This window comes from Pseudomonas sp. GM17, assembly GCF_000282175.2.
In the GTDB taxonomy this organism is placed as follows: Bacteria; Pseudomonadota; Gammaproteobacteria; order Pseudomonadales; family Pseudomonadaceae; genus Aquipseudomonas; species Aquipseudomonas chlororaphis.
The window spans coordinates 6,308,031-6,321,262 of the sequence record NZ_CP124732.1; the positions used below are offsets into that span (position 1 = coordinate 6,308,031).

Here is a 13,232-nt window from a genome sequence, read left to right on the forward strand (position 1 = left end):
GATCCGACCGCAGGTTAGTCGTCCTCTTCCTATATGAATAGATCTTCCGCGTTGCTCCTCGCTTTTGTCTTCCTCAGCGGCTGCCAGGCCTTGGCACCCGTTTCACCGGACGGTACGCCGCCGGTCGAAGACACTACCCCGGCTCCTGAAAAGCCCAAGGTTTACTCCTCGTTCAGCGAAGACACGGTCTTCAGCCTGCTGAGCGCGGAGCTGGCTGGCCAACGCAATCGTTTCGACATTGCCCTGGACAACTATGTCACCCAGGCCATCAATACCCAGGATCCGGGCATCTCCGAGCGGGCGTTTCGCATCGCCGAATACCTGGGCGCCGACCAGGCCGCGCTGGACACTGCGCTGATCTGGGCGAAAAACGCCCCGGACGACCTGGAAGCCCAGCGTGCCGCCGCCATCCAGCTGGCCCGCAGCGGGCGTTACGACGAATCCATGGTCTATATGGAGAAAGTCCTGCAGGGCAAGGGCGATACCCATTTCGATTTCCTCGCGCTGTCGGCCGCCGACACCGACCAGGACACCCGCAACGGCCTGATGAAGAGTTTCGACCGCTTGCTGCAAAAACACCCGAACAACGGCCAACTGGTGTTCGGCAAGGCGCTGCTGCTGCAACAGGACGGCGATACCCGCGAAGCCCTGAAGCTGCTGGAACAGAACCCGCCGGAAGAAGGCGAGATCGCGCCGATCCTCCTGCGCGCCCGCCTGCTGCAGAGCCTCAGCCGCGCCGACGAAGCCCTGCCGCTGCTGGAAAAAAGCATTCGCAAGTACCCGGACGACAAGCGCCTGCGCCTGACTTACGCGCGCATGCTGGTCGAGCAGGATCGCATGGACGACGCCAAGGCCCAGTTCTCCAGCCTGGTCCAGCAGTATCCGGAAGACGACGAACTGCGTTACTCCCTGGCGCTGGTCTGCCTGGAAGCCAAGGACTGGGAAGAAGCCAAGGGTTACCTGGAGGACCTGATCGCCCGGGAAAGCCACGTCGATTCGGCGCACCTGAACCTGGGCCGTATCGCCGAAGAACTCAACGACCCGCAAGGCGCGCTGGCGGAATACGGCCAGGTCGGCCCAGGTACCGACTACCTGCCGGCACAATTGCGCCAGGCCGACATCCTGATGAACAACGGCCGTACCGCCGAAGCCGAAAAACGCCTGGCCGCCGCCCGCGACACCCAGCCGGACTACGCCATCCAGCTGTACCTGATCGAAGCCGAAACCCTGTCCGCCAACAAACAGGGCGACAAGGCCTGGAAGATTCTCCAGCAAGCCCTGCAGCAATACCCGGACGATGTGAACCTGCTCTACACCCGTGCGATGCAGGCCGAGAAGCGCAACGACCTGGCCCAGATGGAAAAGGATCTGCGCCTGATCATCAAGCGCGAGCCGGACAACGCCATGGCATTGAACGCCCTCGGCTACACCCTGTCGGATCGCACGACCCGCTACGCCGAAGCCAAGGCCCTGATCGAACAGGCCCACCAGCTGACCCCGGACGATCCGGCGGTACTCGACAGCCTGGGCTGGGTGAACTATCGCCTGGGCAACCTCGCGGAAGCCGAACGCCTGCTGCGCCAGGCGCTGGAACGCTTTCCCGACCAGGAAGTCGCCGCGCACCTGGGCGAAGTGCTCTGGGCCAATGGCAAGCAACGCGAAGCCAAGCAGATCTGGAGCAAGTTCCTCAAGGACCAACCAGACAGCCCTATCCTGCGCAGCACCATCAAGCGCCTGACCGGATCAGAGACCCTTTAAGACTATGTTTTTGCGCCACCTTATCGTTTTCAGCTTTATCGCTCTGCTCGCCGGTTGCTCGGGTTTCGGCACCCGCGAATCCGTCGAGGGTCACGGCAGCCCCGCACTATGGCGCGAGCACAAACAGCAACTGAGCGGCCTCGACGGCTGGCAGATCAACGGCAAGATCGGCATTCGCGCCCCCAAGGATTCGGGCAGCGGCACGCTGTTCTGGCTGCAGCGCCAAGATTACTACGATATCCGCCTGTCCGGCCCGCTGGGTCGCGGCGCCGCCCGCCTGACCGGACGTCCCGGCAAGGTCGCGCTGGAAGTCGCCAACCAGGGACGTTACGAAGCCCCGACTCCGGAAGCCCTGCTCGAAGAACAGTTGGGCTGGAACCTGCCGGTCTCGCATCTGGCCTGGTGGGTTCGCGGGCTGCCCGCCCCCGACAGCAAGAGTCGCCTGACCCTGGATGGCGACAGCCGCCTGTCCAATCTCGAACAGGACAACTGGCAGGTCGAATACCTGAGTTATGCACAACAGAGCGGTTACTGGCTGCCCGAGCGGATCAAGCTGCATGGCCGCGACCTTGACGTCACGCTGGTGATCAAGGAATGGCAACCACGCAAGCTGGGGCAGTAAGCATGAGCGCGCCACGACTGACCCTGCCCTCCCCGGCAAAACTCAATCTGATGCTGCATATCCTCGGTCGCCGTGAAGACGGCTATCACGAACTGCAGACGATTTTTCAGTTTCTCGATTACGGCGATGAAATCACCTTTGCCGTGCGCGATGACGGCGTCATTCGCCTGCATACGGAGTTCGCCGGCGTCCCCCACGACAGCAACCTGATCGTGCGCGCGGCCAAACAGCTTCAGGAACAGTCCGCATGCCCGTTGGGCATCGATATCTGGATCGAGAAAGTCCTGCCCATGGGCGGCGGCATCGGTGGCGGCAGTTCCAATGCAGCAACCACTTTGCTGGGCCTGAATCACCTCTGGCAACTGGGCTGGAACGAAGATCGCCTGGCCGCGCTGGGCCTTTCCCTGGGCGCCGACGTGCCGGTTTTCGTGCGGGGGCATGCGGCTTTCGCCGAGGGCGTGGGAGAAAAACTCACCCCTGTAGACCCCGAGGAACCTTGGTATCTCGTGCTGGTGCCGCAAGTCTCTGTAAGTACAGCAGAAATTTTTTCAGATCCGCTGTTGACACGTGACACTCCGCCCATTAAAGTGCGCCCCGTTCCCAAGGGAAACGGCAGAAATGACTGTTTGCCGGTGGTTGCAAGGCGTTATCCAGATGTACATAACGCATTGAATTTGCTAGGTAAATTTACCGAGGCAAAACTGACCGGAACTGGAAGTTGTGTGTTTGGGGGCTTCCCAAGCAAAGCTGAAGCTGATAAAGTCTCGGCCCTTCTTACAGAGACCCTTACAGGGTTTGTAGCAAAAGGAAGCAACGTTTCGATGTTGCATCGCAAGCTGCAAAGTCTGCTCTAAAAGGAACCAAGTGCCAGGCACTTGATGCAACAGATACAGGGGCGTCGCCAAGCGGTAAGGCAGCAGGTTTTGATCCTGCCATGCGTTGGTTCGAATCCAGCCGCCCCTGCCATTTTCCTTATACTCATCCAGGTATACCCTCAGCCTTCAGGTACTGCGCGTGTCCAAGATGATGGTCTTTACGGGGAACGCTAACCCCGATCTGGCTCGGCGTGTCGTACGTCAGCTGCATATCCCTCTCGGTGACATCTCTGTCGGTAAATTTTCCGACGGCGAAATTACCGCTGAGATCAATGAAAATGTCCGCGGTAAAGACGTCTTCATTATTCAGCCGACTTGCGCTCCGACCAACGATAACCTGATGGAACTCGTCGTGATGGCTGATGCCTTCCGCCGCTCCTCAGCGACTCGAATCACTGCTGTAATTCCTTACTTTGGTTATGCCCGTCAGGATCGCCGTCCGCGTTCCGCACGTGTGGCTATCAGCGCGAAAGTCGTGGCTGACATGCTTACCGTAGTCGGCATCGACCGTGTTCTCACGGTTGATTTGCATGCTGACCAGATTCAGGGCTTCTTCGATATTCCGGTAGATAACATCTACGGCTCCCCGGTTCTGGTCGATGACATCGAAGACCAACGTTTCGAAAACCTGATGATCGTCTCCCCGGACATTGGCGGCGTCGTGCGTGCACGTGCCGTGGCCAAATCCCTGGGCGTGGATCTCGGGATCATCGACAAGCGCCGCGAGAAAGCCAATCACTCTGAAGTGATGCATATCATCGGTGACGTTGAAGGCCGTACCTGCATCCTGGTTGACGACATGGTCGATACCGCCGGCACCCTGTGCCATGCGGCCAAGGCCCTGAAAGAGCATGGCGCTGCCAAGGTCTTTGCCTACTGCACACACCCTGTGCTGTCGGGTCGAGCAATCGAAAACATTGAAAATTCCGTGCTGGACGAGCTGGTGGTGACCAACACCATCCCGCTGTCCGCTGCAGCACAAGCCTGTGCACGTATCCGTCAACTGGATATCGCACCGGTTGTTGCCGAAGCGGTTCGCCGTATCAGCAACGAAGAATCGATCAGCGCGATGTTCCGCTAGGGCCCTGCCCTAGCCTTACATCTCGATGACGAAAAGCGCCCCGCCCCAGCATTCCTGTTGGGGCGGGGCTTTTTTGCCCATATCGCCTTTAGCGCTGGTCGCAAACGCTGGGGCGAGTGTGGTTATTTTGGAGATACAACATGAACGATTTTACTCTGAATGCTGAACTGCGTTCCGACCTGGGGAAAGGTGCGAGCCGCCGCCTGCGTCGTCTCGCAAGCCTGGTTCCAGCTGTAGTTTACGGTGGCGACAAAGCCCCTGAATCCATCAGCATGCTGGCCAAAGAAGTTGCCAAACTGCTCGAAAACGAAGCGGCTTTCAGCCACGTTATCGAACTGAACGTTGGCGGCACCAAGCAAAACGTCGTGATCAAGGCGCTGCAACGTCACCCGGCCAAAGGCCACGTGATGCACGCTGACTTCGTACGCGTTGTTGCTGGTCAGAAACTGACCGCTATCGTTCCAGTGCACTTCATCAACGAAGCTGCTCCGGTCAAGAAAGGCGGCGAGATTTCGCACGTTATCGCTGAAATCGAAGTGTCCTGCCTGCCGAAAGACCTGCCTGAGTTCATCGAAGTCGACCTGGGCGACGCTGAAATCGGCACCATCGTTCACCTGTCGAACATCAAGGCCCCTAAAGGCGTTGAGTTCGTTGCTCTGGCTCACGGTAACGACCTGGCTGTTGCCAACGTTCACGCTCCACGTGTTGCTCCAGAAGCTGCAGAAGGCGCTGCAGAGTAATTCACTCTGCTTGCCGGAGTTACCGGAAACATCGCGGACTGGAACGTAGCGAGAAAGCGGGCGGGAACGCGGAGTTTACATAATGGTAAATGAGCACTTGTCGTCCACTTTCGCCGCACACTCCAGTCGCGGCGATGTTATCCACAACTCCAAGGAAGGGCCCCTATCGTGACTGCCATCAAACTGATCGTTGGCCTGGGTAATCCAGGCGCCGAATACGAACAGACCCGGCATAACGCAGGGGCCCTTTTTGTTGAGCGCATTGCCGAGAAACAAGGCGTCAGCCTTGTGGCCGATCGCAAATATTTCGGCCTGACCGGGCGCTTTTCGCACCAGGGTCAGGACATTCGCCTGCTGATACCCACCACCTACATGAACCGCAGCGGCCAGGCCGTGGCGGCATTGGCCGGTTTCTTCCGTATCAAACCCGAAGAAATCCTGGTGGCGCATGACGAACTCGACCTGCCACCCGGCGTCGCCAAGCTCAAACAGGGCGGCGGGCATGGCGGGCACAACGGGTTGCGCGACATCATCGCGCAACTGGGCAACCAGAATACCTTTCACCGCTTGCGGCTTGGCATCGGCCACCCAGGCGTCGCCAGCATGGTCTCGAACTTTGTCCTGGGTCGTGCGCCGCGCGCCGAACAGGAAAAGCTCGATGCCAGCATCGATTTTGCCCTCGGCGTGCTGCCGGATATCTTCGCCGGTGAATGGAACCGTGCGATGAAAAACCTGCACAGCCAGAAGGCCTGACTCTTATCCGAGGGGAAACACCATGGGATTCAACTGCGGCATCGTCGGCCTGCCTAACGTCGGCAAGTCCACCCTGTTCAACGCCCTGACCAAATCCGGTATCGCGGCCGAGAACTTCCCCTTCTGCACCATCGAGCCGAACAGCGGCATCGTGCCGATGCCGGATCCGCGTCTGGACGCCCTGGCCGCCATCGTAGTGCCCGAGCGCGTGCTGCCGACCACCATGGAGTTCGTCGACATCGCCGGCCTGGTGGCGGGCGCCTCGAAAGGTGAAGGCCTGGGTAACAAGTTCCTGGCCAACATCCGCGAAACCGATGCCATCGCCCACGTGGTCCGCTGCTTCGAAGACGACAACGTGATCCACGTGTCCAACAGCGTCGACCCGAAACGCGACATCGAGATCATCGACCTGGAACTGATCTTCGCCGACCTCGACAGCTGCGAAAAGCAACTGCAGAAAGTTGCGCGCAACGCCAAGGGCGGTGACAAGGACGCCGTGGCGCAGAAAGCCCTGCTCGAGCAACTGATCGCGCACTTCACCGAAGGCAAGCCAGCGCGCAGCCTGATGAAGAACATGAGCGCCGACGAAAAAGCAGTGATCAAAGGCTTCCACCTGCTGACCACCAAGCCGGTCATGTACATCGCCAACGTTGCTGAAGACGGTTTCGAAAACAACCCGCACCTTGACGTGGTCAAGGCCATCGCCGAAGAAGAAGGCGCCGTGGTTGTGCCGGTCTGCAACAAGATCGAAGCGGAAATCGCCGAACTTGAAGACGGCGAAGAGAAAGACATGTTCCTCGAAGCCCTGGGCCTCGAAGAACCTGGCCTGAATCGCGTGATCCGCGCCGGCTACGAAATGCTGCACCTGCAGACCTACTTCACTGCCGGCGTCAAGGAAGTGCGCGCCTGGACCGTCCGCGTCGGCGCTACCGCTCCGCAGGCCGCCGCGGTGATCCACACCGACTTCGAGAAAGGCTTCATCCGCGCCGAAGTGATCGCCTACAACGACTTCATCCAGTTCAAGGGTGAAGCCGGTGCCAAGGAAGCCGGTAAATGGCGCCTGGAAGGCAAGGACTACATCGTCAAGGACGGCGACGTGATGCACTTCCGTTTCAACGTCTGATCTGACCTGTGCGAAATGCCCCGTGGCTTGAAACCCAAGCCACGGGCTCGCCGATGGGACTCCTGGCCCTGCTGGCTGTTACGCCCCCTTACTCCCTCCTATTTGCCAATGCTTTACGGACATCCCCTGCCCCATGCCCGCTGTCAGGCCAACGCCTGTTTTGCCTGAAGCGGTGGACACTTCATCGCGCCACGCGACAGGAGTACCCTGCGCACCGCTGACACTGTCAGATACTTGCATGCGTTCTGCTTAACTCTATGCTCTCGCTACGCACGGACAGGAACCCGCCACAGATGCAAAGGAAAGTAATACTCGTCGACGATCATCTGCTGACACTGATCGGCATCCGCGCCTCGCTCAGCGGCGACAGCACGTTGCAGATCGTCGGCGAGGCCCAGAATGTCGAAGGGCTGTTCCAGCTGTTGGCCGAACAGCCCTGCGATCTGGTCGTCACTGATCTGATGATGCCCCACAGCGAACAGGCCGACGGCATCCGTCTGATCGAACAGTTGCGCCGCCGTTACCCCGAGATCGCAGTCATCGTGGTGACCATGCTCAACAACCCGGCGCTGCTGGCCTCGATCCTCAAGCTGGGGGTCCAGGGGTTGATCAGCAAGCGCGGGGTACAAGGCGACCTGCAAAAGGCCATTCGCGCAAGCCAAGCCAAACCCTTCGTCTCCCCGTCCATCCGGCATCTGTTCGACCCCGTGGAGCCTATGGCCGAGGTCGAACAACTGTCCCCTCGCGAAGTCGAGGTGCTACGCCTCTACGGCGCCGGGTTGTCGGTCAATGAAATCGCCCTGCACCTCAATCGTTCCAAGCAGACCATCAGCAGCCAGAAGAGCAGCGCCATGCGCAAGCTGGGCCTGGACAGCAACGCCAGCCTCTACCTGTACATCCAGGAAGTCGGGCTGGCCTGAGACTATGCCGAACCCTCCAGCCGGCCTGCCGCGCCTGATCCTCTGGATCACGCTCTTGCTGACCAGTCTCGCGTCCCTGGGCGCCGCCGAGCCCGAGCCTGCGCCGCTGTCCCTGGCCACGCTGATGGCCATGCGTCAGACGTTGCCCCCTCGCCCGCTACGGGTCGCCGAAGTGAGCGCCTCCAACGAGCAACCCGAACCTCGTGGCAACGATGTGCTCAACCAGATCACCAACGACTACCTGGAACACATCAGCCAGTTTCTCGAACTGCCGATTCAACGGGTGCCCTACCCTTCGGTGGACAGTGCCATCGCCGCCCTGATCGCTGGGGACATCGATCTGATGCCCCGCGCCACCGAGTACGAAAGAAAACAGCCTGGGTTCGTCTACAGCAAGCCCTACCTGGACAACGAGCCGATCATCGTCGGGCGCATCGCCGACAAGGACCTGTCCCCTGACCTGGCGGGCAAACGCGTGCTGGTTCCGGCCTACTATGTGCAGGCTGAAACAGTCGGCAAGGCCTATCCCAAGGCTGAACTGATCGTGATCAACAGCATTGTCGAGGGCCTGCAACGCCTGTCCGACGGCGGAGCCGACGCACTGATCGGCGATCAACTGCGCACCAATTTCTATATGCGCAGCCTGGCCAACCTCAAGTTGCAGAACAAGTACGTCGCCAACCTGCCGGCCATGGGGTTCAGCTTCGCCGTCCGCGGGCATGAGGACAATCTGATACCCCTGATCAACGCCGCGCTGAAGACGGTTTCCCGGGAGCGCAAGCAAGAGATACTGCAGCACTGGGAACGCTCGCCCTGGCTGTTCGCACCGACCGACTCCTTCGCCCTCAACAGCGCGGAAGACAGCTGGCTCAAGCGTCTTCCTTCGCTGAACCTGATCGCCCACGAAATCCCCAATTACCTGTACCGCAAGGACGACGGCCAATGGGCCGGACTGGCGTTCAATGTGCTGCGCAGCCTGGCCGACGACTACCAACTGCAACTGAACATCATCGACAGCCAGTCCCCGGATATCGACCGCCAGCGCCTGGAACGGGATGAGGCGCAAATCGCCCTGTCGCTGGCACCGACTCCGGTCCGGCAAAAGAGCCTGTTATTCAGCGATGGCTTCGGCACCGAGTACTGGGCCTTCATTACCCGCGAGGGCGCCAGTTCCCCCAGCTCGCTAGCGGCCCTGGAGGGCAGGCGCCTGGCGATCGCCGCCGGACATCCCCTGCAGCCTCTGCTCCAGAGCCGCTACCCGAGCATCGAACTGGTACTCACCGACTACTATTCCCAGGCCGTGCATCTGGTCGAACAGGGCATGGTCGACGCCACACTGAACAGCGCCGCCGATGCCCAACTGCTGGACAATCCCCGGCTCCGGGCCGGCAAGCAGTTCCAGGCCCAGGCCGAGCCCCTGGTGTTCGCCGTATCGGCCAAGCACCCCGAACTCCTGAGCATTCTCAACAAACTCCTGTATTCGTTGAAAACTTCGGACGGCAACCAGGACCGCATCAGCATCCAGGCGCGCCCCGCCACCAAGGGTTCGCTCTGGGCCTACCTGCCGAGCTGGGTCTGGCAAAGCGCCGCGCTGGTCCTGGTGCTGGTGCTGCTGTCGTTTTACTGGAACTGGCGCCTGCGGATTCAGATCCGCCAGCGGCGCGTCGCGCAGAATCAGCTCAAGGACCAACTGGCCTTCCAGTTCGCCTTGCTCAACGGCTTGCCCATCCCGCTTTACGTGCGTGACTTGCAAGGGCGCCTGAGCACCTGCAACCACGCTTATGAGCAGTTCTTCGGCCGGTCCCTGGACGAGATGCGCGGCACCACGCCGCAAGAGCAAGGCATCGCCCCACGCGCCCTGGCCCTGGATCTGGAGGAGCAGCACCAACGGCTGCTGGATAACCGCCAGTCGCAATTCCTCGACAGCGTGATCGAGGTCGATGGCCAGGCCCATCATATCTACCAATGGCTGGTGCCCTTCTACACCGCACTCGGCAAGCAGCAGGGCCTGCTGGGCGGCTGGATCGACATCAGCGTGCGCAAGCACCTGGAACACAAGCTGCTCGAAGCCCAGCAGCAGGCAATCGACGCCAGCGCGGCGAAAAGCCAGTTCCTCGCGACCATGAGCCATGAGCTGCGCACCCCGCTGAACGCCATGGTCGGCCTGCTGGAGCTGGAAACCAGCGGCGCGTCCACCCCTTCGCAAAACCTCAGCATCGCCCAGCAGTCGGCGCAATCGATGATCGACCTGATCGGCAATATTCTCGATCTGGACAAGGTCGAGACTGGCCAGATGGAGCTGGTGCCCGGCCCCACCGACCTCGATCAACTATTGGCCAACTGCCTTGAGCTGTTCGCCGCGCAGGCCCGGGAAAAACACCTGGAGCTGAAGCTGCAACACCGCCTGCCCCCCGAGCGGCGCTACCAGGTGGACGCCCTGCGCCTGACGCAGATCCTTCACAACCTGTTGTCCAACGCCTTGAAGTTCACGAACCAGGGCTGGGTCGAACTGTCGGTCCAGGAGCTGGACTCGGGGCCTCGGCAAAGCCGCCTGATGTTCCATGTCAGCGACACCGGCATCGGCATCGCCGAGGATCAGCAGCCGCAGATTTTCGCGCCTTACCAGCAAGCCCACGCCGAGATCGCCCACCTGCACGGCGGCTCCGGCCTGGGCCTGAGCATCTGCAAACAGCTGGTCGAGCTCATGGGCGGCAGCATCCGCCTCGCCAGTGCGCCGGGCCAGGGTTGCCGGGTCAGCTTCGAACTGACCCTGCCCTGGCAACCGGACAAGGACGAGCCGCAGCATGCCCTTCAAGGCGCTACGGCGGTGGCCGGGTTAAATGTACTGATCGTCGACGACGTCTCCACCAACGGCCTGGTGCTCGAACAGCAACTGCTCAGGCTCGGCCATCGCGGGACCTACGTCAGCAATGGCAAGGCGGCCTTGCAAGCCTGGGAACAGGGCCACTTCGATGTGCTGGTCACCGATTGCAACATGCCGCACATGGACGGCTACGCCCTGGCCCGCAGTGTCCGTGCCGCAGAGCGGGCGCGCGGACTGCCCAGGATCCCGATCATCGGCTACACCGCCCGCGCCCTGGCAGACGAAAAGCAGCGTTGCCAGACGGCCGGCATGGACGACCTGATGATCAAGCCCATCGTCCTCGAGCGCCTGCGGGAAATACTCGGCAAGCTGAAAGCGCCCGGGCTATCCAGCTCATATCTCAACGCCCCCCTCACGCCGCCCCTCGCCCCAGCGCCTGACGAGGAGGCTGCCGCAACGTTCGACCTGACCTACTTGGAGGGCTTCCAGAGCGATCCGCAGCTCAAGGAGCGCTTGCTCCAGGAGCTGCGCCGGAACCTGGAGCAGGAGCGCGAGCTGCTGAGCGCCCCGCTGCCCGACACGCCGGAGTTCCTCGAACAGTGGGTCCACCGGGTCAGCGGCCTGGCCTGCACGGTCGATTCGCCGGCGTTGATGCGGGCCTGCCTCGACCTGCAACGTGCGGCTCGTGGAAGCGAGCAGGACCTGGAGGCGCAACGCCACGCGGTGCTGTCGGTCATCGAACGCATGCTGCGCGATATCGAACGCCACGGCTGACCCGTCCCGGGCAGCCCTGAGCAACAATCCCGGCCCTGGGCATCCCCAGGCCGCCCTCCTGAAACATTTTGTTCCATTCCCTGGCTCGCCGTTTCGTACTCGTCTCATACAAGGCAAAAGCCCCGCTCGGCATCCTAGGCCCCCTTCGAAACCGGGCGCCGCGGACCAGGAACACTCCAGGTCGACCCATTGGGCGGCCGGCATCGAAGAACTCAAAAAAAGACTCTTTCATATCCCTAATTCAAGGTGATTCGATGCTTCATAACACCCGCGCCAGCGCCATGCGCAAGCTTCCGTTGGCCATCACCCTCGGCCTGGCTTCGCTGGCCAGCCAGCAAGCCTTCGCCCACGGTTATGTCGAAAGTCCGAAGTCCCGTGCCTTCATGTGCTCCGCCACCGGCGGCAACCTCAACCGCGATTGCGGCCCCGTCACTTACGAACCGCAGAGTGTCGAGTACTCGCCATCGGTCCAGCATCACTACCCCAAGGATTACTGCTCGGGCGACTTCACCCAATGCGGTCCGGCGAACGGCACCATCCCGGCGGGCGGCATCACCAGCTTCTCGCAGCTCAACGAGCAGACGGCGACCCGCTGGCAGAAAACCACGATCAAGCCGGGCATGAATGAATTCACCTGGCACTACTCCGCCGGTCACGCCAGCGCCTACTACCAGTTCTACATCACCAAGAAAGACTGGAACCCGAACCAGCCGCTGACCCGCGACTCCTTCGAGATGACCCCGCTGCTCAATGAAAACGCCGGTGGCGTGCGTCCGCCGGCCGGTGGCAAGACCCAGCACAAGGTCAACATTCCTGCTGACCGCAGCGGTTACCACGTGATCCTGGCGACCTGGAAGATCGCCGACACCGCCGCCACCTTCTACCAGGCCATCGACGTCAACATCGACAACGATGGCGCGCCGATTCCCGACTGGAAAATCCTCGGCGCGGTACAGCCTGAACAACTGCAAGTCGGCGACAAGGTCAGCACTCGCGTGTTCACCAATGCCGGTGAACAGCAGAACCGCCAGACCCGCCTGAACATCGAAACCGCCGAGCAGGCCAACGCCAACACCTGGCCGTTCCTGTTGGCGGAAAAGGTCAACAAGGCCAATGCCGGCTATGTGATGGGCGAGCTCAACGCCAACAACGAAGTCGTGCCCAACTACGGCAAGAACACTATGTACGCCAAGAACAACAGCGACGTGGTGCGTGTGGAAATCCAGAAAGAGCAGCCGAGCATTCCTGGCGAGCTGAAACTTTCCGGCCTGCAGGCCGAGTACACCCTGAAGGACAACGCCACCGACCTGCACTTCAATGCCATTGCCCAGGGCGGCAAGTACACCATCAGCTCGACGGTCTTCAACGGCAAGAACGAAAGCATTGCTCACGTACAAGCCGAGCCTGGCAACAACACCCCGCACTTCTCCATCCCGCTGCGTAATGTCAGCGAAGGTGAGTACGACGTGGTGGTCGTGGCCAAGCCGGAGAAAGGCGAGCAGCTGCAACAAAGCCAGCGCATCACCCTCAAAGCCGAGGAAGTGGGCGGCGGCGGTGATTACGACTTCGTCTTCCCCAAAGGCCTGACCGGCTACAAGGCCGGCACCAAGGTCCTGGCCAAGGACGGCAACGTCTATGAATGCAAGCCGTTCCCTTACAGCGGCTACTGCATCCAGTGGAACGCTGGCGCCACTCAGTTCGAGCCTGGCGTGGGCAGCAACTGGAAGGACGCCTGGATTCGCAAGTAATCCATAACCTGACC

At 61.0% G+C, this 13,232-nt stretch carries 10 protein-coding genes and 1 tRNA gene; all 11 read left to right on the plus strand.

What is annotated here, in order from left to right:
- Positions 1–33 precede the first annotated feature (33 nt).
- The 11 genes from PMI20_RS28240 to gbpA all read left to right on the plus strand — a co-directional run bounded on the left by PMI20_RS28240 (position 34) and on the right by gbpA (position 13,218).
- Complete coding sequence (locus PMI20_RS28240) at positions 34–1,758, plus strand: tetratricopeptide repeat protein (RefSeq protein ID WP_007928348.1); 1,725 nt, start codon at positions 34–36, stop codon at positions 1,756–1,758.
- Positions 1,759–1,762: 4 nt separating this feature from the next.
- Positions 1,763–2,380, plus strand: a complete 618-nt coding sequence (gene lolB / locus PMI20_RS28245) for a lipoprotein insertase outer membrane protein LolB (protein ID WP_007928346.1) — start codon at positions 1,763–1,765, stop codon at positions 2,378–2,380.
- Positions 2,381–2,382: 2 nt separating this feature from the next.
- Positions 2,383–3,234, plus strand: coding sequence for a 4-(cytidine 5'-diphospho)-2-C-methyl-D-erythritol kinase (gene ispE / locus PMI20_RS28250; RefSeq protein ID WP_007928344.1), 852 nt, complete (start codon positions 2,383–2,385; stop codon positions 3,232–3,234).
- Between the two features lie 37 nt (positions 3,235–3,271).
- Positions 3,272–3,346, plus strand: a tRNA-Gln gene (locus PMI20_RS28255).
- 48 nt (positions 3,347–3,394) lie between these two features.
- Positions 3,395–4,336, plus strand: a complete 942-nt coding sequence (locus PMI20_RS28260; RefSeq protein WP_003171603.1) for a ribose-phosphate pyrophosphokinase — start codon at positions 3,395–3,397, stop codon at positions 4,334–4,336.
- Between the two features lie 140 nt (positions 4,337–4,476).
- Positions 4,477–5,076, plus strand: a complete 600-nt coding sequence (locus PMI20_RS28265; protein ID WP_007928342.1) for a 50S ribosomal protein L25/general stress protein Ctc — start codon at positions 4,477–4,479, stop codon at positions 5,074–5,076.
- Positions 5,077–5,244: 168 nt separating this feature from the next.
- Complete coding sequence (gene pth, locus PMI20_RS28270) at positions 5,245–5,829, plus strand: aminoacyl-tRNA hydrolase (protein ID WP_007928340.1); 585 nt, start codon at positions 5,245–5,247, stop codon at positions 5,827–5,829.
- 22 nt (positions 5,830–5,851) lie between these two features.
- Positions 5,852–6,952 (plus strand): redox-regulated ATPase YchF, encoded by a 1,101-nt coding sequence (gene ychF, locus PMI20_RS28275; RefSeq protein WP_007928338.1) that lies wholly within the window; start codon positions 5,852–5,854, stop codon positions 6,950–6,952.
- Positions 6,953–7,245: 293 nt separating this feature from the next.
- Positions 7,246–7,872, plus strand: coding sequence for a response regulator (locus tag PMI20_RS28280; protein ID WP_007928336.1), 627 nt, complete (start codon positions 7,246–7,248; stop codon positions 7,870–7,872).
- A gap of 4 nt (positions 7,873–7,876) precedes the next feature.
- Positions 7,877–11,470, plus strand: coding sequence for an ATP-binding protein (locus PMI20_RS28285; RefSeq protein WP_007928334.1), 3,594 nt, complete (start codon positions 7,877–7,879; stop codon positions 11,468–11,470).
- Positions 11,471–11,724: 254 nt separating this feature from the next.
- Positions 11,725–13,218: an N-acetylglucosamine-binding protein GbpA gene (gene gbpA / locus PMI20_RS28290; RefSeq protein WP_007928332.1), complete on the plus strand. Its 1,494-nt coding sequence runs from the start codon at positions 11,725–11,727 to the stop codon at positions 13,216–13,218.
- Positions 13,219–13,232: the final 14 nt, after the last annotated feature.